The sequence below is a fragment of the Pseudomonas sp. Z5-35 genome (genome assembly GCF_051131945.1).
GTDB classification, from domain to species: domain Bacteria; phylum Pseudomonadota; class Gammaproteobacteria; order Pseudomonadales; family Pseudomonadaceae; genus Aquipseudomonas; species Aquipseudomonas marvdashtae.
On the sequence record NZ_CP071640.1, the window covers coordinates 1,110,598 to 1,132,028 of the forward strand.

Consider the following 21,431-nt stretch of genomic DNA (forward strand, 5'->3'; position numbering starts at 1 on the left):
CCGCCTTCGAGAGAAGCGCGGGGCTTTTTTGCAATCAGGCGCGGGAAGCGGGGTGTCATTCGTCGCAACAGGTTGTGGCTTGTTGAACTATACGCAATTTGCCTATAGTTTTGGCCATGCAAACCCTATTTTTCGAAACAACGTCGTTCACCGCCACAGTTGGTCAATACTTGGCTGACGATGAATATCGCCTCCTCCAGTCCTATATGCTGCGGCATCCAGAGGTCGGTGATGTCATGCCACGTACCGGAGGCTTTCGTAAGCTGCGCTGGTTCGATGAACGTCGTGGCAAAGGGAAACGAGGTGGGTTGCGAGTTATTTACTATTGGCTCATGAATGACCGTCAGTTCTGGATGTTTGCAATTTATGACAAGGATGAGTTGGAAAACCTGACCTCCGAGCAAGAGAAGACGCTCAAGCGCGCCATAGAAGCTGAGTTGAAAGTACGAGGTACCTTATGAAAAAGCGCGATCTGTTTGCCGAGATGATGCAAGGCGTCGAAGAGATGGCCGCTCACCGCGAGGGCAAGATTACCCTTCGCCAGATATCGATCGAGGACAAACCGGTTCCCGAGGTATCGGCCCAGGAAATCGTGGCTTTGCGTGACCGGCTTCATATGTCTCAAGCCGTTTTTGCCAAGAGCATCCGGACCAGTCCAGGCACCCTTCGGAACTGGGAGCAGGAAAAATCCAAGCCTAATGCCCAAGCGGCTTTGTTGATCAAACTGGTCGAAAAGTTTCCAGATATGGTCGAGCGTCTCGGCGCTGTTTGAAAAGCTGATAGTCATGAAAAAGCCCCGCCTTCGAGAGAAGCGCGGGGCTTTTTCATGGCCGCTGTCTCAGAGCGTCGCGACCACAGGGGAAATCAACCGGGGCTTATTGCTGGGCGATGCTGTAGCCGTCGAAGGCTTTTTGCTGCTGCAAGGCGGTGACAATGCTCTTGCGTGTGACCGGCTGTTCGGTGCCGTCATTGTCCAGGAACGTTTCGCTTTCCAGCTCGGCTTCGTCGCCTTCGCCAACGAAATTGAAGCCCAGGAACTCGAACGCCTCGCGGTCGACGTTGGGTTTGGAGCGTGGTGTGCGCAAGGGCAGGGTGACGCTGATGCCGTCCTTGCTGATGACAAACACCTCGGCTTCCTTCTTGGGACGCGTGGCCTTGCCCTTGCTGCCACTCGGGTTGCTGATGGCTTGGTGGGTCTGGTTCAGCACTTTCAGCGCCAGGCCATAGACCAATTCCTGAAAATCCGGGTCGTCCTTGTAGCTGGACAAGATACGGCTGATGGGGAAGCGGCTGCTGAGATCTTCCAGCGCGGCGAAATCGGCGGCTTCGGCGTCCTTGAGTTGCTTGAGCTGGCCCATCAGTTCGTAGGCCTTGTCATCGTCGAAGGCATCGTGAGCCTGGCGAATGGCGTTGCGCAGCTCGCGGATCTGGTCGCTTTCGCGGTTCGACTGGAAGGCATCCAGAACCATTTCGCTAATGGTTTTGGCCTGGGGCAGATGCTGTGAAAGATTGATGGAGTTTTCGTATTCCGCTTTGGACGACAGGGAGACTACAGATTCAGCGGTATTGGAATCGGACATTGAAATTTCACTACTTCTGTTAGCTGGATAAGGCGAGAAAGGCATTGAGCTTTTTTCCGGTCGCCTAATCTATTGGACGCGGGCGATGTTGTCACGGTCGGACCGGCCGCCGGTGAATATTTTACCCTCGCATCAAGTCCATCAATCGCAACGCATCCCCTGTTGCGGCGCCGCTGGCGGTGTTGTCGAAGATGCACCAGGTCGGTGTGTCCGGGGCGGCCTTCAGTTGCCGGGCGAGCTGCTGCAGCCAGGCGTTTTCGTATCGGGAATAGTAAATTCGCGGCGAGCCGTGCAGCCGGTAGTAACGCACCCCCGGCCAGCCCGCCGGTTCATCGCCGCCTGGTAGAGGCGAAGGATCGGCGGCGACCCGACCGATGCGTTCGTCTTGCAGCATCGCCGTGACCTGCGGTGCGAGCCAGCTCGGGTGTCGAGGTTCAAGTACCGCGTGGCCCTGATAGCGGTCTCGCAACGCCGTAAAGAAACGCCCGGCTTGCTCACTGTCAAAGGCCAGCGACGGTGGCAATTGAATCAACAGGCAACCCAGTTTTTCGCCCAGTTGCGAGCATTGCCCCAGGAATTCATCCACAAGCCCGGCGCAATCGTGCAAGCGCCGCTCGTGGGTGATTTGCTTCGGCACCTTGACCGAGAAGCGGAAGTCCGGCGCCACGCTGTCGGCCCACTTTGCGTACGTCGCGGGGCGGTGCGGGCGGTAGAACGAACTGTTGATCTCCACGGCCGGAAAGCGTGCGCTATAGCGCTGCAAATGAGTGCCCTCGACAGGAAAGGATGGCCAATGCTCCCTGGGCAACGACCAGCCGGCACAACCCAGGAAAAGGCGTGAACAGGAGGGGAGTCGAGTCGTCAACGGCAGGAACCTGATTCGAAAGGGTTACAGCCTATGACCGCTGCAAGCGCCTCAAGGGTTCAATTCGAGTCAGACACAAATCACATTCTTGCCGCCCATCTTGGAGCGATACAGCGCCTGGTCCGCCCGGTCCAGCAGCGTCGCCTGCGGCTCGTCCTCGAACCGTTGCACCACGCCAAAGCTCATCGTGATCTGGAAGTCGCCCACCGGCAGCAGGTCGGACAGGCCTCGGCGAATGCTTTCGGCCATCAGCACGGCATCGGCCAAGGAGGTGCTTGGCAAAATCATGATGAATTCATCACCGCCCCAGCGCACCAATAGATCACCGTCGCGCTCGCAGCGTTTGACAGCCTGCACCACTTGCACCAGCGCTGCGTCGCCGAAGGCATGACCGTAACGGTCATTGATGTCCTTGAAGTCGTCGACGTCCATCGCGATCAGCGACAGCGGTTCGCGAAAGCGCTGGGCGCGATCACAGGCCAGCGGCAGCGCCTGTTCCAGGCGATAACGGTTGGCGACGAGGGTCAAGGCGTCGGTTTCGGCGAGCCTACGGTTTTCGTCGAGTTGGATTTGCAATTGATGATTGACCCGGGACAGTTCGCGGGTGCGTTCCTCGATGACCGCTTCCAGGGACTTGTTGCGCCGTTCCAGTTGTTGGAACAGGCGCTTCTTGTCGTCGATGCTGCGATGGGCGCCGATCATCCGGGCCACGCTGCCGTCGGGGTTGCGGGCAATCACATAGCCGCGGTCTTCGATCCAGATATGGGAACCGTCCTGCGTGCGGCAGCGATATTCGGCCTGATACGTGGGGGATCGGTGTTCCAGGTAGTCATCGAACAGCGCCATCACCTGGGGGTAATCATCGGGATGGATGACGTTCTCCCACGTCAGCACGGTATTGCTCAGCGAGTGGGGCGTGTAGCCGAGCATCGTGTACCAACCGGGGTTGCGGTAGACGAACCCGGTGTTGGCGTTCCAGTCCCAGATGCCGTCGCTGACCAGTTCCATGATGGTGTGCAGCACGCTTTCGTCCAGATCGGATAAATCGAGCCGCAGCAATTCGATTTTCGAGGCGTCGTCCATCATCGTTCCCTCAATCAGCCCTGATATCAAAATGCTCTCCAGGACTGAAGAGTAGCCGATGGGGCGGAGCGCCACTAGCGGGCACTGTTCAGACTGGGTTTACCCCACTTGTGCAACGCAAACTCCACAAAACTGCGCAGTTTCGGCAAGCGGTAGCGATCCTGGGCGTAGAGCAGGCTCATTGGGCGGTGGGGCAGTTGATAGCCCTGCAGGAGGGCCACCAAGTCTCCGTGCTTCAGGTCCTGCTCCACCAATGCATCGGGCAGCATCACCACGCCCATGCCGGCCAGGGCCGCACGGTGCAGGCCGGAAGAGCTGTTGATCAGCATCGGTCCGGTCACCGGCACTTTGATTTCGCCCTCCGGTCCGTTGATCGGCCAATGCTCCTGGGCAAAGCGCCATTCGTCGCCGGCCGAATAGGCGAACGATAGGCAATCGTGGTGTTGCAGGTCATCGGGCTTTTGCGGCGTGCCGCGCCGGGCCAAGTAAGCCTTGGAGGCGCAAACGGTGAGGGTGTAGTCCATCAGGGGGCGGGCGATCAGCTTCGGGTCGGGATGGCCCAGGCGAATGGCTACGTCAAAGCCGTGGTCGAGCAGATCGAGACGCTGGTTGGTCAGCACCACATCGAGCTTGACCTGCGGATAGCGTTGGCTGAATTCGGCCAACGCCGGTGCCAGGCGCTCCGTGCCGAATGTCAGCGGCGCGGTGATGCGCAACGTGCCGGTGGGTTCACCTTGGGTCTGCTCGGCCAGGCGTTCGGAGTCGGCGACCAGCCCGATCACTTCCAGGCAACGCTGATAGTAGGCCGAGCCGATTTCGGTCAAGCGCTGGCGGCGGGTCGTCCGGTTGATCAGGCGCGCCCCGAGGCGTTGCTCCAATGCCCGAAGATGATTGCCCACCATGGTCGTCGACATTTCACACGCCTGCGCCGCCGCAGTCAGGCTGCCGGTTTCCACCACTTTCACGTAAACGGTCATTGCCTGGAACAGGTCCATTATCAAGCTCTGCTTTTAAATGATTGAAGTAGGGCGAGGTTTATCCAGCAAGAGTGGCTAACCATACTGGAAAAAACCACCCGATGGAGCTAGATGTCATGACTGCCGCCTGCCTGATGAGCACTTACCAACCCTTGGCGCTGAACTTCACCCATGGCTTGGGTACGCGCCTGTGGGACCAGGACGGTCGCGAATACCTCGATGCGGTGGCGGGCGTGGCGGTGACCAATGTCGGTCATTCCCATCCGCAGCTGGTGGCGGCCATCAGTGAGCAGGCCGGCCTGTTGCTGCACACGTCCAACCTGTACAGCATCGACTGGCAGCAGCGGTTGGCCCATAGGCTCACGCAGCTCTCGGGGATGGAGAGGGTGTTTTTCAACAATTCCGGCGCCGAAGCGAATGAAACCGCATTGAAGCTGGCCCGCCTGCATGGCTGGCACAAAGGCGTCGAACAACCATTGGTCGTGGTGATGGACAACGCTTTCCACGGGCGCACCCTGGGCACGATGTCCGCCAGCGACGGACCCTCGGTGCGGCTGGGCTTCAATCGGTTGCCGGGGGACTTCATCAAGGTGCCGTTCGGCGATCTCGGCGCATTGGAAAAAGTCCAGCAAGCCCACGGCGAGCGTATCGTCGCGATATTGGTTGAACCGATCCAGGGCGAAAGTGGCGTGCAACTCGCGCCGCCGGGTTACTTGAAAGCGCTGCGGGACCTGTGCAGCCGGCGCGCCTGGTTGCTGATGCTTGACGAGATCCAGACCGGCATCGGCCGCACCGGCCAGTGGTTCGCTTTCCAGCACGAGGGCATCGTGCCGGACGTCATGACCCTCGCCAAAGGACTGGGCAACGGGGTGCCTATCGGCGCCTGCCTGGCCCGGGGCAAGGCCGCTCAGCTGTTTACCCCCGGAAGCCATGGCAGCACGTTTGGCGGCAATCCGTTGGCCTGTCGCGTCGGTTGCACGGTGTTGGACATCATCGAGGAACAAGGCCTGCTGGAGAATGCCCGGCGCCAGGGCGAGCAATTGCTCGGTCGGTTGCGGGCCGAGTTGGCGGATAATCCGAACGTGCGTGAGATCCGTGGCCAAGGGCTGATGATCGGCGTAGAACTCAAGCAACCGGTCCGTGACCTGGCCCTCTGCGCCGCCCGGGACCACGGCTTGCTGATCAATGTCACCCGGGGCAAGACCATCCGCCTGCTGCCGCCACTGACGATTGACGGGCGGGAAGTGGCGATGATCGTCAGGGGCGTGAGCCGCTGCTTGGCCTAGGCTTGAGGGGGACTTCGCCTGGACCGATGATCCATCGTCGACTCGGGCGAAGCGCAGCGGGACGGAATTTTTAACGATTGTCGCGTTCCAACGCCAGCCAGAGTCGATTGCCTACACTTTGGCACTCAGACTGAAAACCCAGGAGCATCTCCATGTTCACCTCGCGTCGCTTGATCGTTGTCGCTACTGCCGTGGCCCTGTTGTCCGGCTGTGCGTCGCCCAACCCCTATGACAACCAAGGCCAGGCCTCTACCGATTCTTCCGGCATGAGCAAAACCGCCAAGTATGGTGGTCTCGGCGCCTTGGCCGGTGCATTGGCGGGCGCGGCCATCGGCCACGATAACCGCGGCAAAGGGGCATTGATCGGCGCGGCGGTGGTAGGGGCTTCGGCGGCCGGCTACGGTTACTATGCCGACCAGCAGGAAAAGAAACTGCGCGCCAGCATGGCCAATACCGGTGTCGAAGTGCAGCGCCAGGGCGACCAGATCAAGCTGATCATGCCGGGCAATATCACCTTCGCCACCGACTCGGCGAACATCGCATCGAGCTTCTACCAGCCGCTGAACAACCTGGCCAACTCTCTCAAGGAGTTCAACCAGAACCAGATCGAAATCGTCGGCTATACCGACAGCACTGGCAGCCGCCAGCACAACATGGACCTGTCCCAGCGTCGCGCCCAGAGCGTGGCGACCTACCTGACGTCGCAAGGCGTGAGCGGTGCCAACCTCACGGCTCGCGGAGCCGGCCCGGACAACCCGGTCGCCAGCAACGCCGACGTCAATGGCCGCGCGCAGAACCGTCGTGTCGAGGTCAACCTCAAGGCCATTCCGGGCCAGCAGTACCAGGCGCCGCAGCAGCAGGGGCAGACGTACCAGCAGTATCCGTAAGCGCTGGGCGGTAAATGATAGGGGGGCCGGAAATGGGTCCCCCTTTTTTGCGGCTGGCGTTTGGGCTTTTGTGGCGAGGGAGCTTGCTCCCGCTGGGTTGCGCAGCAACCCCCAGACCAGTCACCTCAATCCTCCAGACACACCGCGGCGGTCGGTTTTGGGCCTGCTGCGCAGTCCAGCGGGAGCAAGCTCCCTCGCCACAAAGGTGTTCACTTGAGTGATGGGTTAGGGTTTAGTTCGCCTCTTTCACCGCACTTAGAAACGCACATGTACGCTCTTGCTGCGGGTTCTCGAAGATCTGTGCCGGTGTGCCTTGTTCGTGGATCTGCCCCTTGTAGAAGAAGCACACCCGGTCGGCGAACTCCCGGGCGAAGCCCATCTGGTGGGTCACCATCAGCATCGTCAGGTTGTGTTCGGCGCCCAGCTTGCGGATCACGTTCAGCACTTCGCCGCACAACTCCGGATCCAGCGCCGAAGTCACCTCGTCGAACAACATCACCTTGGGCCGCATCGCCAGCGCCCGGGCAATCGCCACCCGCTGTTGCTGACCGCCGGACAACTGCGACGGGTAATGGTCGAGCTTGTTGCCCAGGCCCACCAGCTCCAACAGGTCGGCGGCGCGCTCGCGGGCTTCTTTCGGGTTCATGCCCAGCACCCGCACTGGCGCCTCGATCACGTTTTGCAGCGCGGTCATGTGGGGAAATAGGTTGAAGCTCTGGAACACCATGCCGATCTTGCCGCGCACGCGGCGAATGTGCCGGTCGTTGGCGGGCACCAGCACCCCGTTGCGGTTGGGCATGTGGGTCAGGGAATCGTCTTCAATGCGGATCTGGCCCTGGTCGATGCCTTCCAGCGTCATCAACACCCGCAGCAGGGTGGATTTGCCCGAGCCGCTGGGGCCGATGATCGCGACTTTTTCGCCGGGCGCGACATCAAGGTTCAAATGATCCAGCACGGTGAAGCTGCCATAGCTTTTGGTCACGTCCTGGAAACTCACAATCGGCCGGGACGGTGTCGGAACCTGCATGGCGGGGGCCTCCTGCTGCGATGCCAGCGTGCTGCGCCGGGACAAATCGGTGGGCGTGGACAGAGGTAAAGTCATTAGCGTAGCTCCATGCGCGTTTCAAGGCGCCGTACCAGATAAGCCAGGGCAAGGCTCAGGGCCAGGAAGAACAGGCCGACCAGGGTGATCGGTTCCAGGTAGCGGAAATGCTCGGAGCCGATGTTCTTGGCCTGCTGCATGATTTCCACCACGGTGATCGCCGACAACACCGGCGTGTCCTTGAGCATCGCCACCAGGTAGTTGCCCAGCGGCGGGATGATCGGCCGCAGCGCCTGGGGCAGGATGATGTTGCGGTAGGCGTCGTACGGCGCGATGTTCAGCGCCGTCACCGCCTCCCACTGCGCCCGTGGCACGGCGTCGAGACCACTGCGATAGACCTCGGCGATGTAGCAGGCGTAATGCAGGCCGATGCCAATGATGCCGACCTGCATGGCCGTCAGGCTCAAGCCGTAGTTGGGCAGCACGTAGTAGAGGAAATACACCTGGATCAGCAACGGCGTGCTGCGGATGAATTCGATCAGCGCCGTGGCCGGCCACGACAACCAGAACTTGCGGCTGCGCCGGCCAATCGCCAGGAACAGCCCCAGCACGATCGCGATCAGGAAACCGATCAGGGTAATGGCCACGGTGTTGAGGGAGGCCCGCAACAGGTCCGGGAGGATCTGCGCCGCGTACGCCCAGTCGAACAGGGTCATGACAGGCCTCCACGCATCCGGCCCCGGCTCAACCGACGCTCAATGCTGCGCATGCCCAGGTTGATGGCCTGGGCGAGGATGAAATACATCACCAGCGCCAGGCTGAAGATTTCCAAGGTCTGGAACGTCGCCTGGTCCAACTGTCGCGCCCGAAAGCTCAGGTCGGACAAAGTGATCAGCGACACCAGCGAGGTGTTCTTCAACAGTTCGATCAGCAAGTTGGTGCCCGGCGGAATCGCCGCCAGCAAAGCCTGGGGCAGGATGATCCGCTTGAAGCGGGTGAAGCCATCGAAATTCAGCGCCGTGCAGGCTTCGTATTGCCCTTTCGCCACCGAGCTGATGGCGCCGCGCATCACTTCGGCCCCATACGCGCCGATGTGCAGCCCCAGGCCGACGATCGCCACGGCGTACGGGCTCAGCTCGATGTTGAACGGCGGCAGCGGCAACACGAAGAACAGCCAGAACAACTGCACCAGCAGCGAGGTGCCACGGAACACTTCGATGTAGCTAATCGAAAACCAGCGCAACGCGCGCCACGGCGACAGCCGACCGAGGGCCGCGAGCACCGCCGCGACAATTGCCAGCAATGAGCCGAAGAAGGTCACCTGCAGCGTGACCCAGGCCCCTTGAATCAGTAACGGAAGTAATTCGCCCATGGTTCAACCCGATATCCGATGAAGCAGGGAACAGACATCACGCGTGCGCGTCATGCCCGTTTCGGCACGCCAGTTCGACTATGGCTGAGCGCAGAGCTCGGCGGCGGTCTTGCTGGTGACGTTGGACTTGTCGAAACCGAATGGCGCGACGGCCTTGAGGTGTTCCTCGGAGCCCAGCCACTTTTTCAGCTCGGCATTGACCGCGTCGCGCAGGTCTTTGTCCTCGGGGCGAAAGGCCAAGGCGCCGTAGCCGATGTGGGACGGATCGTCCTTGAACTCGGTCATTGCCTCGACCTTGTCACCACCCTTGGAAGCCAGGCCTTTCATGGTCAGTTGCGTGCCGACGGCAGCGTCGGCGCGACCGGCGCGCACCGCTTGCAATTGTGCGGTGGTGTCGGGGACCTGGAGGATCTGCTCATCCTTGACCCCGGAATCGCGGGCGTAGGCCAGGTTCACTGTGCCGGCCATGATCGCCAGCTTCACGTCCGGTTGCTTGGCAATGTCTTCATAGCTGTGGAGTTTTTTCGGATTGCCCTTGGCCACGAGCAAGGCGTCGGGCAGTTGGTACTGGGGATCGGTGAACAAGACTTGCTTGCAGCGCGCGGGGGTGATGTACATGCCCGCGGCGATCACGTCGAAACGGCCGGCGCGCAGGCCAGGAATCAGCGATCCCCATTCGGTGAGCACGCCGTTGACCTGCTTGATGCCCATTTTAGCGAAGATGATCTTGGCGATTTCCGGCGATTCACCGGTCACGGTGCCGTCGGTTTCGGTGAAGGCGAACGGGGTTTCGTTCGCATAGCCGATGCGGATGCTGCTGTTGCTTTTGACGGTATCCAGGGTCGCCGCTTGAGCGCTGCCGGCCAGGCCGATCACGGCACAGGTCAACAAGAGCCGGCGCAGGGGCGCGCAGGTGCCGGGAAGAAAATTGCTCATCGATAAAATCTCCTGTTTCTTGTGGATCCGTCGGGGGACGGTTCTGTGTTAGGAGGCAGTGTGACAAGAGCAAAGCGTACAGCGGCGGACCCGGGCGAGGCCTGGAATCGATAACGGCGCCGGTACAGGTCGATCCGGCTTTTTGTCGGGGCGATGAACCCGCCTGGATGACGACCTTGGGCCGAGCATACAAAAGCCCCGGCGCTGATTGTATTGCACTAGGACAATTGCTTTGCCGCGATTGCCGCGCAATGCTGTGCGCACCAGTACACACGCGGGTTGCAGCGTTATGGATAAGTGGAAAACAGCCTTGGACGTCGCCCGTAGCGGTGAATCCAAATACAAGATCCTGGTACAGGCCATCTCCGACGATATCGAACAGGGCACCTTGGCCAATGACCAGCGCCTGCCGCCGCAACGGCAGGTGGCCGACGCCATGGGCATCAGCGTGCAGACCGTCACCAATGCCTACAAGGAATTGGAGCGCCAGGGGCTGGTGCGTTGTGAGGTCGGGCGTGGCAGCTTCGTCTCGCGACGCATGAGCGACCGGGTCGCCACGTACATACTCGATAGCCCCGAGCGCGCCCTGGTGGATTTTTCCATCACGCGCATCCTGCACACCCGCGAGCATGATCAATTCTGGCGCGACACCTGCGCCGAGCTGAGCACCGAAGAAGACCAGCCGTGGATTCACGCGTTTCGCCCCATCGCCGGTTTCGAATCCCATCGCGAAGCGGCGGCTCAATGGATCGGTCGCCAGGGGCTCAAGGTTGATCGCAACGATATCCTGATCACCAACGGCGCGGCCCACGGGATCTTCCTCGCCTTGGCGTCACTGGCCGGCCCCGACGACGTGGTGCTCTGCGAAGGCGTGACCGACCACGGCGTGATCGGCAATTCCCAGGTGCTGGGCTTCACCCTCAAGGGCTTGGAGATGGACCGCCATGGCATCGACCCGGAACATTTCGAAGACATGTGCAGCAACGAGCGCATCACCGCGCTGGTGTGCACGCCGAACCTGAACAACCCCACCACCAGCCTGATGCCCGACACGCGTCGCCGGGAAATCGCCGAGATTGCCCGGCGTTTCGGCGTGCACATCATCGAAGACGACGTCTACGGTCCGTTGCTGGACGAGCGCCGCGCGCCGCCCATCAGCCATTACCTGCCGGAGCTGTCCTTCTACTGCACGAGCATGACCAAGTCGGTGCTCACGGGCTTGCGCGTCGGCTACCTGGTGGTGCCCAAGCGCCTGGCGCTGCGCACCGAGAGCATCCTGCGGGTGAACAGTTGGATGGCCACGCCGATGGTCTCGGAAATCGCCGCCCGGTGGATCCGCGATGGGCGCGCCGAATCGCTGGTGCATTTGCAGCGACGCCTGTTGGCGGGACGCCAGGCGATGGTCACCGAATACATGGGCGAGCATCTGCTGGCCCAGCACCCTCACGCCTTGAACGCCTGGATCGGCATCCCGCCCCATTGGGAAGTGGACAGCCTGGTGCGGGCGCTGCGGCACAAGCACATCGCCGTCACGTCGCCCGACCCGTTCACCGTACGCGGGACGCCCAAGCCTCGTGCCGTGCGGGTGTGTGTCGGTGCCGAATGCAGTGACGAAGAAATGCGCCATGCGCTGGCGGGGATGCGGGAAATCTTCAACCAGTACCCGCAGATTCATGATTTTTGATGGGCAAGAGGGTGCTCTGAAGGCAAGGTGTTTACTCAAAAATTGCATGGGGCCTTTGTGGCGAGGGAGCTTGCTCCCGCTCGGCTGCGAAGCAGTCGTAAAAGCTTCCGACTGTCTGCTGATGCAACGGGTCGAATGGTTTTGGGTCTGCTGCGCAGCCCAGCGGGAGCAAGCTCCCTCGCCACGGGAATGAGGTCATCTTCAAGTTTTCGGTTCACTTTCGTTCAATCGCAACGAATGCAAACTAAATTGCCCTAGTACATTCATTGCCACAATCCAGCCCTCTTAAACTGCGCCCAACACATCAGCTCGGGACGCGGTCATGGCAGTGTTGCAGCTACAGGATGTCTATCTCGCTCGCCAGCGTATCGAGTCGCTGGTGCGACGCACGCCCATGGAACATTCTCCCAGCCTGTCGGGACTGATGGGCGTGGCGGTGTATCTCAAGCTCGAATCCATGCAAGTCACCGGCAGTTTCAAACTGCGTGGGGCGAGCAATGCCGTGGCGCAACTCAGCCCGGAGCGCAAAGCGTCAGGCGTGGTGACGGCCTCGACCGGTAACCATGGTCGGGCACTGGCCCATGCCGCCTCGCAGCAAGGGATCAAGGCGGTTGTCTGCCTGTCGAACCTCGTGCCGGGCAACAAAGTGCAGGCGATCCGCGACCTGGGTGCCGAGGTATGCATCGTTGGCCAGTCCCAGGACGATGCCCAGCGTGAAGCCGAGCGCATTGCCACGGAGCAGGGCGCAACCTTCCTGCCGCCCTTCGATCATCCGGCGATCATCGCCGGCCAAGGCACCCTCGGCCTGGAGATCCTTGAACAACAACCCGACGTGGCCCAGGTGTTGGTGCCGTTGTCCGGCGGCGGGCTGTTCGCCGGCGTGGCCCTGGCTCTCAAAAGCGCGAATCCGGCGATCCAGGTCCATGGCATCAGCATGGCTCGGGGCGCAGCCATGCACGCCAGCTTTGCGATCGGACACCCAGTGGACGTCGAAGAACTGTCGACGCTGGCCGACTCCCTCGGCGGCGGCATCGGCCTGGACAACCGCTACACCTTCGACATGACCCGGCAACTGATCAACGACCTGCACCTGCTCTCGGAAGCTTCGATCGCCAACGCCATCCGCCACGCTTATCACCAGGAACGCCTGGTGCTCGAAGGCGCTGCCGTGGTCGGCATCGCCGCGCTGCTCGATGGCCTGATCGAGCCCCGCGGGCCCATCGTATTGGTGGTCAGCGGGCGCAACGTCGACACCGAACACCATGCCCGCGTAATCGCCGGCGCCAATGAATAACCACTCGCAACGGAGCCAGCCATGAGTGAAGTGACCCTATTGAGCGAAGCGGATCTGCGCAGCTGCGTCGCCCTGGATGTGCCCAGCATCGATGCCGTCGAGCAGGCCTTCGTGCTGCTGGCGACCGCGGCCGTGGCGATGCCGCCGATCCTGCGGCTGGACATCCCCGAACATAACGGCGAGGTGGACGTGAAGACCGCTTACCTGCCGGGCCTGGAGCGCTTCGCGATCAAGGTAAGCCCGGGCTTTTTCGACAATCCCAAGCTTGGCCTGCCCAGCCTCAACGGCATGATGATGCTGCTCTCGGCGCGCACCGGCCTGTTGGAAGCGCTGCTGCTGGACAATGGCTACCTCACCGCCGTGCGCACCGCAGCGGCCGGGGCGGTGGCGGCGCGGTGCCTGTCTCGCGAGCAAAGCCGCAGCGTGGCGCTGATCGGCGCGGGCGAGCAAGCCGCGTTGCAGCTCCAGGCGCTGCGCCTGGTGCGACCCATCGACGAGGTGCGGGTCTGGGCGCGGGACGCAGAGAAGGCCAAGGCGTTCAGCGCTGAACTGGCGCGCGACAGCGGATTGTCGATCACCGCATGTTGCGCGGTCGACGAAGCCCTGGAAGGCGTGGACATCGCCATCACCTGCACCCCCAGCCGCGAGCCGCTGATCGAGGCGCGCCATTTGCGCCCCGGCCTGCACATCACTGCGATGGGCTCGGACGCTGAACACAAGAACGAAATTTCTCCGCAAGCCTTGGCGGCTGTCGATTGCTACGTCGCCGATCGCCTGAGCCAGACGCGCGTGCTTGGCGAGTTGCATCACGCATTGGCCGCCGGAATCGTCCGCGACGAACGGGTGCTGATGGAACTGGGCCAAGTGCTGGCGGGGCAACGGGCCGGGCGCACCAGCCCGTCGCAAATCACCCTGTGCGACCTCACGGGCACCGGCGCCCAGGACACCGCCATCGCCAACCTGGCGTTCGAGCGGGCGCGGGCGGCGGGCAAGGGTTTCCCATTCGGCCGCTAACCATTTTTCATTCGTGCGTCATTGATTCGAGGGCAGATGGATGTCAGAGATAGTCGTCAATCTTCCGTTTAAGCGGGAGGAATACGCCCAGCGCCTGGCGAAGGTTCGGGCCGCCATGCAGGCCCAGGGCCTGGAGCTGCTGGTGGTCACCGATCCATCGAACATGGCCTGGCTCACCGGCTATGACGGGTGGTCCTTCTATGTGCACCAGTGCGTGTTGCTGGCGCTGGACGGCGAGCCCGTGTGGTTCGGTCGCGGCCAGGATGCCAACGGCGCCAAGCGTACGGTGTTCATGCAGGCCGACAACATCGTCGGCTATCCCGACATTTACGTGCAGTCCCGCGAGCGCCACCCGATGGACTACTTGTCCCGCGAGGTAATCATCGCCCGTGGCTGGGGCGCGCTGAGCATCGGCGTGGAGATGGACAACTACTACTTCAGCGCCGCCGCGTACCTGTCGCTGCAAAAGCACCTGCCCGAGGCGAAACTGGTGGACGCGGTCGGCCTGGTGAATTGGCAGCGGGCGGTCAAGTCACCGCAGGAAATCGCCTACATGCGCATCGCCGCGCGGATCGTCGAGAACATGCACAGCCGGATCCTCGAACGCATCGAGCCGGGCATGCGCAAGAACGAACTGGTGGCCGAGATCTACAGCAGCGGCATCCTCGGCGCCGACGGCCATGGCGGCGACTACCCGGCCATCGTGCCTCTGTTGCCCACCGGCGCCGATGCCAGCGCGCCGCACCTGACCTGGGACGACTCACCGTTCGAGAAGGGCGCCGGCACCTTTTTTGAAATCGCCGGTTGCTACAAGCGTTACCACTGCCCGCTGTCGCGGACCATCTACCTGGGCAAGCCGCCGCAACATTTCCTCGACGGCGAAAAAGCCGTGGTCGAGGGCATCGCCGCCGGCCTGGACGCGGCCAAGCCAGGCAACACCACTGGCGACATCGCCGTGGCGTTTTTCAAGGTGCTGGAGAAATTCGGTATCCATAAGGACAGCCGTTGCGGCTACCCCATCGGGATCAGTTATCCACCGGATTGGGGCGAGCGCACCATGAGCCTGCGTCCCGGCGACAACAGCGTGTTGCAGCCGGGCATGACCTTTCACTTTATGCCGGGGCTGTGGATGGACGACTGGGGCCTGGAAATCACCGAAAGCATCCTGATCACCGAGACCGGCGTCGAGACGCTGTGCAACGTGCCTCGTCAACTGTTCGTGAAGGATTGAGCCATGCCCGACTTGTCCATCAATCCCATCAGCAACCCCATCAGCGCCACGGTCGACTTCAGCCGCGAGGGCGTGCAGCACGGCTTTCTCAAGCTGCCATATTCGCGGGACGATTCGGCCTGGGGCGCGGTGATGATCCCCATCACCGTGATCCAGCGCGGCAGCGGTCCGACGGCGCTGCTCAGCGGTGGCAACCACGGCGATGAATACGAAGGACCGGTGGCCCTGAGCAAGCTGGCGCAACAGTTGAACGCCGAAGACGTCAGCGGGCGGGTGATCATCGTACCGTTCATGAACACCCCGGCGTTTCATGCCGGGCGCCGGACTTCGCCTATCGACAAAGGCAACCTCAACCGCAGCTTTCCCGGCAGGCCGGACGGCACCGTCACCGAGAAAATCGCCGACTATTTCAATCGCACCTTGTTGCCTTTGGCAGACATTGTCCTCGACATTCATTCCGGCGGCCGGACCCTGGATTTCCTACCGTTTGCCGCCTGCCATGTGCTGCCTGACAAAACGCAGCAGGCGCGCTGCGAGGCCGCGATGCTGGCGTTCAATGCGCCCTATTGCATGCGCATGCTGGAACTGGACGCCGGGTCGATGTACGACACCGCGGCCGAGTCCCAGGGCAAGGTGTTTGTTACTACCGAGCTGGGCGGCGGCGGTTCGTCGACCGCGCGCAGCGTGGCGATCGCCGAGCGCGGGGTACGCAACCTGTTGATCCACGCCGGCATCCTGCGGGGCGCGATCGAGTTGCAACCGTCGCTGATGCTCGACATGCCGGACGCCAGTTGCTTCATCGCCAGCGAGCACGACGGCTTGGTGGAAATGTGCCGCGACCTCGGCGAAAACGTGACCTGCGGCGAGGTGGTCGCGCGTATCTACGACGCTACCCGCAGCGGCGTCGCCCCGGTCGAATACCGCGCCACCCGCAGCGGCCTGCTGGCGGCCCGGCACTTTCCCGGGTTGGTGCAGTGTGGCGATACGATGGTGGTGATTGCGGATGTGTTGGCTTGACACCGCCCCCTCAATTGACACACCACCTCGTGGCGAGGGAGCTTGCTCCCGCTCGGCTGCGAAGCAGTCGTTGCTTTTTGGCCTGAGCCATCGCGACTCTGACATTGGGGCCGCTGCGCGGCCCAGCGGGAGCAAGCTCCCTCGCCACAGGGAGCGGTGTGATGTCTGAATTCTCTGGAGAGCCCCGGCCATGCACAAGCTCGATCGCTACGACCTGAAGATCCTGCAGATCCTCGCCGAGAACGGGCGCATCACCAAGTCGAGCCTGGCCGAGGCCATCAACCTGTCGGTGACGCCGGCCTGGGAGCGGGTGCGCAAGCTGGAAGCGGCGGGGCTGATCATTGGCTACCGGGCGCAGATCGATTGGGGCGCGGTGTTCAAGCGCCAGCAAGTGCTGGTGGAAATCACCCTGGCCCGGCACACCGCCCAGGACATGCGCCGTTTCGAACAACGCATGATCGCCGCGCCGGAAGTGGCGTTCTGTTACGCCACCGGCGGCGGTGTGGATTACCTGGCGATGATCCAGGCGCCGGACGTCGATGCCTACCAGCGTTTCGTCGATCAACTGCTGCTCGAAGACCTCGGCATCGAGCGCTACTTTACCTACATCGTCACCAAGACCATCAAGGCTGCCGGTGCCTTGCCGGCGGAGCTGGCGCAGTCCTGCTGAGCACCACAGAAAACACCTTCCCACCTGGCTTTTCCGGAAAAAAACCAGGGTTTGGCCCCTGGCAAACGGGCAATGACCCAGGCCTAGCTGCCCTAGCATGGATTCACGCACATGGTCTGGAGTGAACGTCATGACTTATCAACACCCGCTGCTGTTCAAGGCGCTCTGCTACATAGATGGCCATTGGGTCCATAGCGACAGCGGCCAGAGCATCGCGGTGCACAATCCTGCCACGCGCACGGTGATCGGCCATGTGCCGATGCTCGATCAGCCACAAATCATCGCGACGGTGGACGCGGCGCATCGCGCCTTCCCGGCATGGCGCGAGCAGAGCCTGGAGGCTCGTGGCGCGATCCTGCGACGTTGGGCGGCGTTGATTAACGAGCACAGTGAAGACCTGGCGCGCATTCTCAGTCTGGAGCAGGGCAAGCCGTTGGCCGAGTCCCGTGGTGAAATCGCCTATGCCGCCAGCTTCATCCCGTGGTTCGCCGAAGAGGCCCGACGCCTGTACGGGCAGAACATCCCCAGCCATATCGCCGGCGCGCACTTGGGCACGGTCAAGGAACCGGTGGGCGTTTGCGCGCTGCTTACGCCGTGGAATTTCCCCTCGGCGATGATCACCCGTAAGGCTGCCGCCGCACTGGCTGCCGGCTGCACCGTGGTAGTCAAGCCGGCACATGAAACGCCTTACTCGGCCCTGGCCTTGGCGCAACTGGCCGAGGAAGCAGGCTTTCCCGCCGGGGTCTTCAACGTGGTCTTGGGCGAACCGCAAATGGTCATGGAAACCCTGGTCAAGGACCGTCGCGTGCGCTCGGTAAGTTTCACCGGCTCGACCCGGGTGGGCAAATTGGTCCTGCAAGCGGCAGCTCATGACGTGAAAAAAGTCGCGCTGGAGTTGGGCGGTAACGCGCCGTTCATTGTCTGCGCCGACGCCGATTTGGCGCTAGCGGTGAAAGTCGCCGTCGAAGCGAAGTTCCAGACGTCGGGCCAGGATTGCTGCGCGGCCAATCGGATCATGGTGCAGCGTCCGGTCTACCAGGCATTTCTTGCGCGTTTCGCCGAAGCTGTCCGTGCCTTGCGGGTCGGGCCGGCCATGGTCGATCAACAAGAGCAGGACGTGGAGGTCGGGCCGTTGATGCACCAGGCGGCGTTCGATGCGACTGCTGATCGTGTCGCCGATGCGCTGGCCCTCGGCGCTCAACGCCTGGTGGGCGGCGAGGCCCATGCCTTGGGCGGGTTGTTCTATCAGCCGACCGTGCTGGCCGATGTCACGCCGCAGATGCGTATCTACCGCGAGGAAAACTTCGCGCCCATCGCCGGGGTGATGCCGTTCGATACCCTGGACGAGGCCATCGAAATGGCCAACGACACCGAGTACGGCCTGGCGGCCTATATTTGCTCGAACCGCCTGGACGTCATTTATCCGCTGATTCGCCGTCTCGACCACGCCATGGTCGCGGTCAACGGCGTCAAGTTCACCGGCCACCCGATTCCCTTCGGTGGCATGAAGGCCTCGGGCCTCGGCCGCGAGGGCGGCAGCGAGGGCTTTGAGCCCTTTGTCGAAACCAAATATTTTTGCCTGCACCATCAAGGCCAGTTCCCAGGAGAGCCCGCATGAGCCAAGAACTCAACACGCTGTTCGAACAAGACCGTGCGCATTTCATGCACCCCTCGACCCACGCCCACGACCACGCCAGCGGCGCGCTCAAGGGCCGGATCATCAAGAGTGCGTCGGGCATTCGCATTCGTGACCATGAAGGGCGTGATTTCATCGACGCTTTCGCCGGGCTCTATTGCGTGAATATCGGTTACGGCCGTACCGAAGTGGCGGACGCCATCTACAAGCAAGCCAAGGAATTGGCCTATTACCACACCTATGTAGGCCATTCGAGCGAGGCGATCATCGAACTGTCCAGCCGCATCATGGATTGGGCGCCGACGGGCATGAAGAAGGTCTACTACGGGTTGTCCGGCTCCGACGCCAACGAAACCCAAATCAAACTGGTGCGTTACTACAACAACGTCCTGGGTCGACCGCAGAAGAAGAAAATCATCTCCCGTGACCGTGGCTACCACGGCTCGGGCATCATGACCGGCAGCCTGACCGGGCTGCCGGCCTTTCACCAACACTTCGACCTGCCGGCCGAAGGCGTCAAGCACACAGTATGTCCGCATTGGTATCGCAAGGCCCCGGCGGGCATGGACGAAGCGAACTTTGTGCGCTATTGCGCCGATGAGCTGGAAAAAATGATCCTCGCCGAAGGTCCGGACACTGTCGCGGCGTTCATCGGCGAACCGGTGATGGGCACCGGCGGCATCATCGTTCCGCCGGCGGGTTATTGGGATGCGATCCAGGCCGTGCTGGACAAGTACGACGTGCTGCTGATCGCCGACGAAGTGGTCTGCGCGTTTGGCCGCCTCGGTTCGAAAATGGGCAGCCAGCGCTACGGCATGAAGCCGGACCTGATCACCACCGCCAAGGGGCTGACCAGTGCTTATGCACCGTTGTCGGCGGTGATCATCGGCGAAAAAGTCTGGAGCGTGATCGAAAAAGCCTCCCAGGCCGAAGGTGCGATGGGCCATGGCTGGACTTACTCCGGACACCCGATCTGCGCGGCGGCGGCCTTGGCCAACCTCGACATTCTTGAACGGGAAAACCTCACGGCCAACGCCAAAGAGGTGGGGGGTTATCTGAATCGCCGGCTGCGCGAAACCCTTGAAGGTCATCCGCTGGTGGGCGAAGTGCGCGGTGATGGCATGTTGGCGGCGGTGGAGTTCATGGCTGATCGTGAACAGCGCACGGCGTTCGACCCGGCGCTGAAAGTCGGCCCGAAGGTTTCAGCCGCCTGCCTGGAGCGCGGCATGATCGCCCGTGCGATGCCCCACGGCGACATCCTGGGCTTCGCCCCTCCGCTGATCCTGACCCGCGAGGAGGCTGACCTGATCGTCGACATCACCAAAGGGGCTATCGATCAGGTGGCCAGCGAAGTGTTGGCGTAAGCGGAGTGAATCATTCTTCAGGAAACCTGTATCCCGTGGCGAGGGAGCTTGCTCCCGCTGGGCCGCGAAGCGGCCCCAAAACCAGGCAACTCGGTGTGCCAGGAAAATTGTGTTCGCTGCTATAGGGCTGCTGCGCAGCCCAGCGGGAGCAAGCTCCCTCGCCACGGGGGAATCAAATTGAAGTGAGAAAATAGAACCAATAAAAAGCCCGCCCGATCAAGTGATCGGGCGGGCTTTTGGGTGTCGCTTGGAAATTACTTCTTCAAACCGTAATGCTCATCGAGCATGCCGGGTGAATTCGGCGCCTTGGGGGCGTAGTCCCGTGGCGGTTCCTGGATCCCTTTTGGTGGGGTCAGGCGTTCCCGTGGCGTCTGCGCCGCATCGGCTTGCAGGGCGGCCAGCAGGCGTTGGCGAGTCTGTTCGTCCAGGGCCAGGCGGTTGGCGCCTTCGGACAGATGATCCTGGACGTCCTGGTAGCTCTGGGTGAGTTTCTTCACCAGAGACGCGGTGCTGTTGAAGTGAGTGACCACTTCATTCTGGTAACTGTCGAAACGTTCCTGAATGTCGTCCAGCTGACGCTGCGTGCTGTTGGGCACCGCGTTGGGCAGCAGTCGGGCAACCAGGAATCCAATGGCGACACCGGCAACCAGGGCAAGAGTCGGCAACAGCCAAACTAAGAGCGAGTGTTCCACGAGTCCTTCCTCTATAAACGGCTTTGCTTTACGTTAACGGCTCGGACCTGCGCTGTATACCGCGAAGAACATCGCAATCATGCCAGGCACAGACTTTTAGCTAGACGAGTCGACCCTATTTGGGGTCACGGAGTTCTTTCCCTTGCTTATGCGCGAAACCCCTGTATTCATCGATGGCCCTGTGGGCCAACTGGAAGCCTTGTACCTGGACAGCGAAGCGCCCCGTGGCCTGGCGCTGATCTGCCACCCGAACCCGGTGCAGGGCGGGACCATGCTCAACAAGGTGGTCTCGACCCTGCAACGTACCGCACGCGACGCCGGCCTGGTTACGTTGCGTTTCAATTATCGCGGCGTTGGCGCCAGTGCCGGCAGTCACGATATGGGCACCGGCGAAGTGGACGACGCCCAGGCCGCGGCCGCCTGGTTGCTGGAAAAGCACCCGGATCTGCCCCTGACGCTGTTCGGTTTCTCATTCGGCGGTTTTGTCGCCGCCACCCTCGGCGGTCGCCTGGAAGTCCAGGGCCAGGCGCTCAAGCACCTGTTCATGGTCGCACCTGCCGTGATGCGCCTGAATGAACAATCGCCCCTGCCGACGGGTGGTGAGTTGACGGTGATCCAGCCTGAAACCGATGAAGTCGTCGATCCCCGGCTTGTCTACGAATGGTCCGACACGCTGCAGCGCCCCCATGAGCTGCTGAAAGTGGCAGAATGCGGACACTTTTTTCATGGCAAGCTGACCGATCTCAAGGATCTGCTCCTGCCGCGCCTCTCGAATTGACAGCAGTCTGACAAGCGATAAAC

Annotated in this window: 22 protein-coding genes; 13 read left to right on the plus strand and 9 right to left on the minus strand. The window is 61.8% G+C overall.

The window, feature by feature from the left end; all coding sequences use genetic code 11:
• Positions 1-116 precede the first annotated feature (116 nt).
• Positions 117-461, plus strand: a complete 345-nt coding sequence (locus J3P95_RS05265; protein ID WP_434561279.1) for a toxin — start codon at positions 117-119, stop codon at positions 459-461.
• Complete coding sequence (locus J3P95_RS05270; protein ID WP_030139928.1) at positions 458-772, plus strand: helix-turn-helix domain-containing protein; 315 nt, start codon at positions 458-460, stop codon at positions 770-772. The genes J3P95_RS05265 and J3P95_RS05270 overlap by 4 nt, the downstream gene beginning before the upstream one ends.
• Before the next feature lie 103 nt (positions 773-875).
• Here J3P95_RS05270 and J3P95_RS05275 read toward each other — a convergent pair whose 3' ends face one another.
• The 4 genes from J3P95_RS05275 to J3P95_RS05290 form a co-directional block, all read right to left on the minus strand.
• Entirely contained in the window at positions 876-1,580 is a 705-nt protein-coding gene (locus J3P95_RS05275; RefSeq protein WP_434561281.1) for a hypothetical protein, read from the minus strand.
• A gap of 121 nt (positions 1,581-1,701) precedes the next feature.
• Entirely contained in the window at positions 1,702-2,445 is a 744-nt protein-coding gene (locus J3P95_RS05280) for a DUF72 domain-containing protein (RefSeq protein ID WP_434578406.1), read from the minus strand.
• A 69-nt stretch (positions 2,446-2,514) separates the two neighbouring features.
• Positions 2,515-3,528, minus strand: coding sequence for a sensor domain-containing diguanylate cyclase (locus tag J3P95_RS05285; RefSeq protein WP_434563704.1), 1,014 nt, complete (start codon positions 3,526-3,528; stop codon positions 2,515-2,517).
• 74 nt (positions 3,529-3,602) lie between these two features.
• Positions 3,603-4,523 carry a LysR family transcriptional regulator gene (locus tag J3P95_RS05290; RefSeq protein ID WP_434578405.1) on the minus strand — a complete coding sequence of 307 codons (921 nt, stop codon included), beginning with the start codon at positions 4,521-4,523 and terminating at the stop codon, positions 3,603-3,605.
• Between the two features lie 98 nt (positions 4,524-4,621).
• On the opposite strand from J3P95_RS05290, the gene J3P95_RS05295 reads away from it, so the two are divergent.
• Complete coding sequence (locus J3P95_RS05295) at positions 4,622-5,791, plus strand: aspartate aminotransferase family protein (RefSeq protein WP_434561287.1); 1,170 nt, start codon at positions 4,622-4,624, stop codon at positions 5,789-5,791.
• Positions 5,792-5,943: 152 nt separating this feature from the next.
• Positions 5,944-6,678 (plus strand): OmpA family protein, encoded by a 735-nt coding sequence (locus J3P95_RS05300; protein ID WP_186611013.1) that lies wholly within the window; start codon positions 5,944-5,946, stop codon positions 6,676-6,678.
• A gap of 232 nt (positions 6,679-6,910) precedes the next feature.
• On the opposite strand, the gene ehuA is transcribed toward J3P95_RS05300, so the two are convergent.
• The 4 genes from ehuA to ehuB form a co-directional block, all read right to left on the minus strand.
• Positions 6,911-7,780, minus strand: coding sequence for an ectoine/hydroxyectoine ABC transporter ATP-binding protein EhuA (gene ehuA, locus J3P95_RS05305; RefSeq protein ID WP_434578404.1), 870 nt, complete (start codon positions 7,778-7,780; stop codon positions 6,911-6,913).
• Positions 7,780-8,436: an ectoine/hydroxyectoine ABC transporter permease subunit EhuD gene (gene ehuD, locus J3P95_RS05310; protein WP_434561291.1), complete on the minus strand. Its 657-nt coding sequence runs from the start codon at positions 8,434-8,436 to the stop codon at positions 7,780-7,782. The genes ehuA and ehuD overlap by 1 nt, the downstream gene beginning before the upstream one ends.
• Entirely contained in the window at positions 8,433-9,092 is a 660-nt protein-coding gene (gene ehuC / locus J3P95_RS05315; protein WP_434578403.1) for an ectoine/hydroxyectoine ABC transporter permease subunit EhuC, read from the minus strand. Before ehuC ends, ehuD begins: the two co-directional genes overlap by 4 nt.
• Before the next feature lie 78 nt (positions 9,093-9,170).
• A complete protein-coding gene (ehuB, locus tag J3P95_RS05320) occupies positions 9,171-10,028 on the minus strand; it encodes an ectoine/hydroxyectoine ABC transporter substrate-binding protein EhuB (protein ID WP_434578402.1) in 858 nt (285 codons plus the stop codon).
• 289 nt (positions 10,029-10,317) lie between these two features.
• Here ehuB and J3P95_RS05325 point away from each other — a divergent pair, with 289 nt between their 5' ends.
• The 8 genes from J3P95_RS05325 to J3P95_RS05360 all read left to right on the plus strand — a co-directional run bounded on the left by J3P95_RS05325 (position 10,318) and on the right by J3P95_RS05360 (position 19,938).
• Entirely contained in the window at positions 10,318-11,712 is a 1,395-nt protein-coding gene (locus J3P95_RS05325) for a PLP-dependent aminotransferase family protein (protein ID WP_434578400.1), read from the plus strand.
• Positions 11,713-12,034: 322 nt separating this feature from the next.
• Positions 12,035-13,006, plus strand: coding sequence for a hydroxyectoine utilization dehydratase EutB (gene eutB, locus J3P95_RS05330; RefSeq protein WP_434578398.1), 972 nt, complete (start codon positions 12,035-12,037; stop codon positions 13,004-13,006).
• 21 nt (positions 13,007-13,027) lie between these two features.
• A complete protein-coding gene (eutC, locus tag J3P95_RS05335; protein WP_434578396.1) occupies positions 13,028-14,020 on the plus strand; it encodes an ectoine utilization protein EutC in 993 nt (330 codons plus the stop codon).
• 40 nt (positions 14,021-14,060) lie between these two features.
• Positions 14,061-15,251 (plus strand): ectoine hydrolase DoeA, encoded by a 1,191-nt coding sequence (gene doeA, locus J3P95_RS05340; RefSeq protein ID WP_434561303.1) that lies wholly within the window; start codon positions 14,061-14,063, stop codon positions 15,249-15,251.
• A gap of 3 nt (positions 15,252-15,254) precedes the next feature.
• Positions 15,255-16,268: a N(2)-acetyl-L-2,4-diaminobutanoate deacetylase DoeB gene (doeB, locus tag J3P95_RS05345; protein WP_434578394.1), complete on the plus strand. Its 1,014-nt coding sequence runs from the start codon at positions 15,255-15,257 to the stop codon at positions 16,266-16,268.
• A gap of 190 nt (positions 16,269-16,458) precedes the next feature.
• Positions 16,459-16,938 (plus strand): Lrp/AsnC family transcriptional regulator, encoded by a 480-nt coding sequence (locus tag J3P95_RS05350; RefSeq protein ID WP_434561307.1) that lies wholly within the window; start codon positions 16,459-16,461, stop codon positions 16,936-16,938.
• Between the two features lie 130 nt (positions 16,939-17,068).
• Positions 17,069-18,556, plus strand: a complete 1,488-nt coding sequence (locus J3P95_RS05355; protein ID WP_434578392.1) for an NAD-dependent succinate-semialdehyde dehydrogenase — start codon at positions 17,069-17,071, stop codon at positions 18,554-18,556.
• Positions 18,553-19,938, plus strand: coding sequence for an aspartate aminotransferase family protein (locus J3P95_RS05360; RefSeq protein ID WP_434578391.1), 1,386 nt, complete (start codon positions 18,553-18,555; stop codon positions 19,936-19,938). The genes J3P95_RS05355 and J3P95_RS05360 overlap by 4 nt, the downstream gene beginning before the upstream one ends.
• A gap of 254 nt (positions 19,939-20,192) precedes the next feature.
• On the opposite strand, the gene J3P95_RS05365 is transcribed toward J3P95_RS05360, so the two are convergent.
• Positions 20,193-20,630 (minus strand): ZapG family protein, encoded by a 438-nt coding sequence (locus J3P95_RS05365; RefSeq protein WP_186638269.1) that lies wholly within the window; start codon positions 20,628-20,630, stop codon positions 20,193-20,195.
• A gap of 148 nt (positions 20,631-20,778) precedes the next feature.
• Here J3P95_RS05365 and J3P95_RS05370 point away from each other — a divergent pair, with 148 nt between their 5' ends.
• Positions 20,779-21,408 carry an alpha/beta hydrolase gene (locus J3P95_RS05370; protein ID WP_434563706.1) on the plus strand — a complete coding sequence of 210 codons (630 nt, stop codon included), beginning with the start codon at positions 20,779-20,781 and terminating at the stop codon, positions 21,406-21,408.
• Positions 21,409-21,431 lie beyond the last annotated feature (23 nt).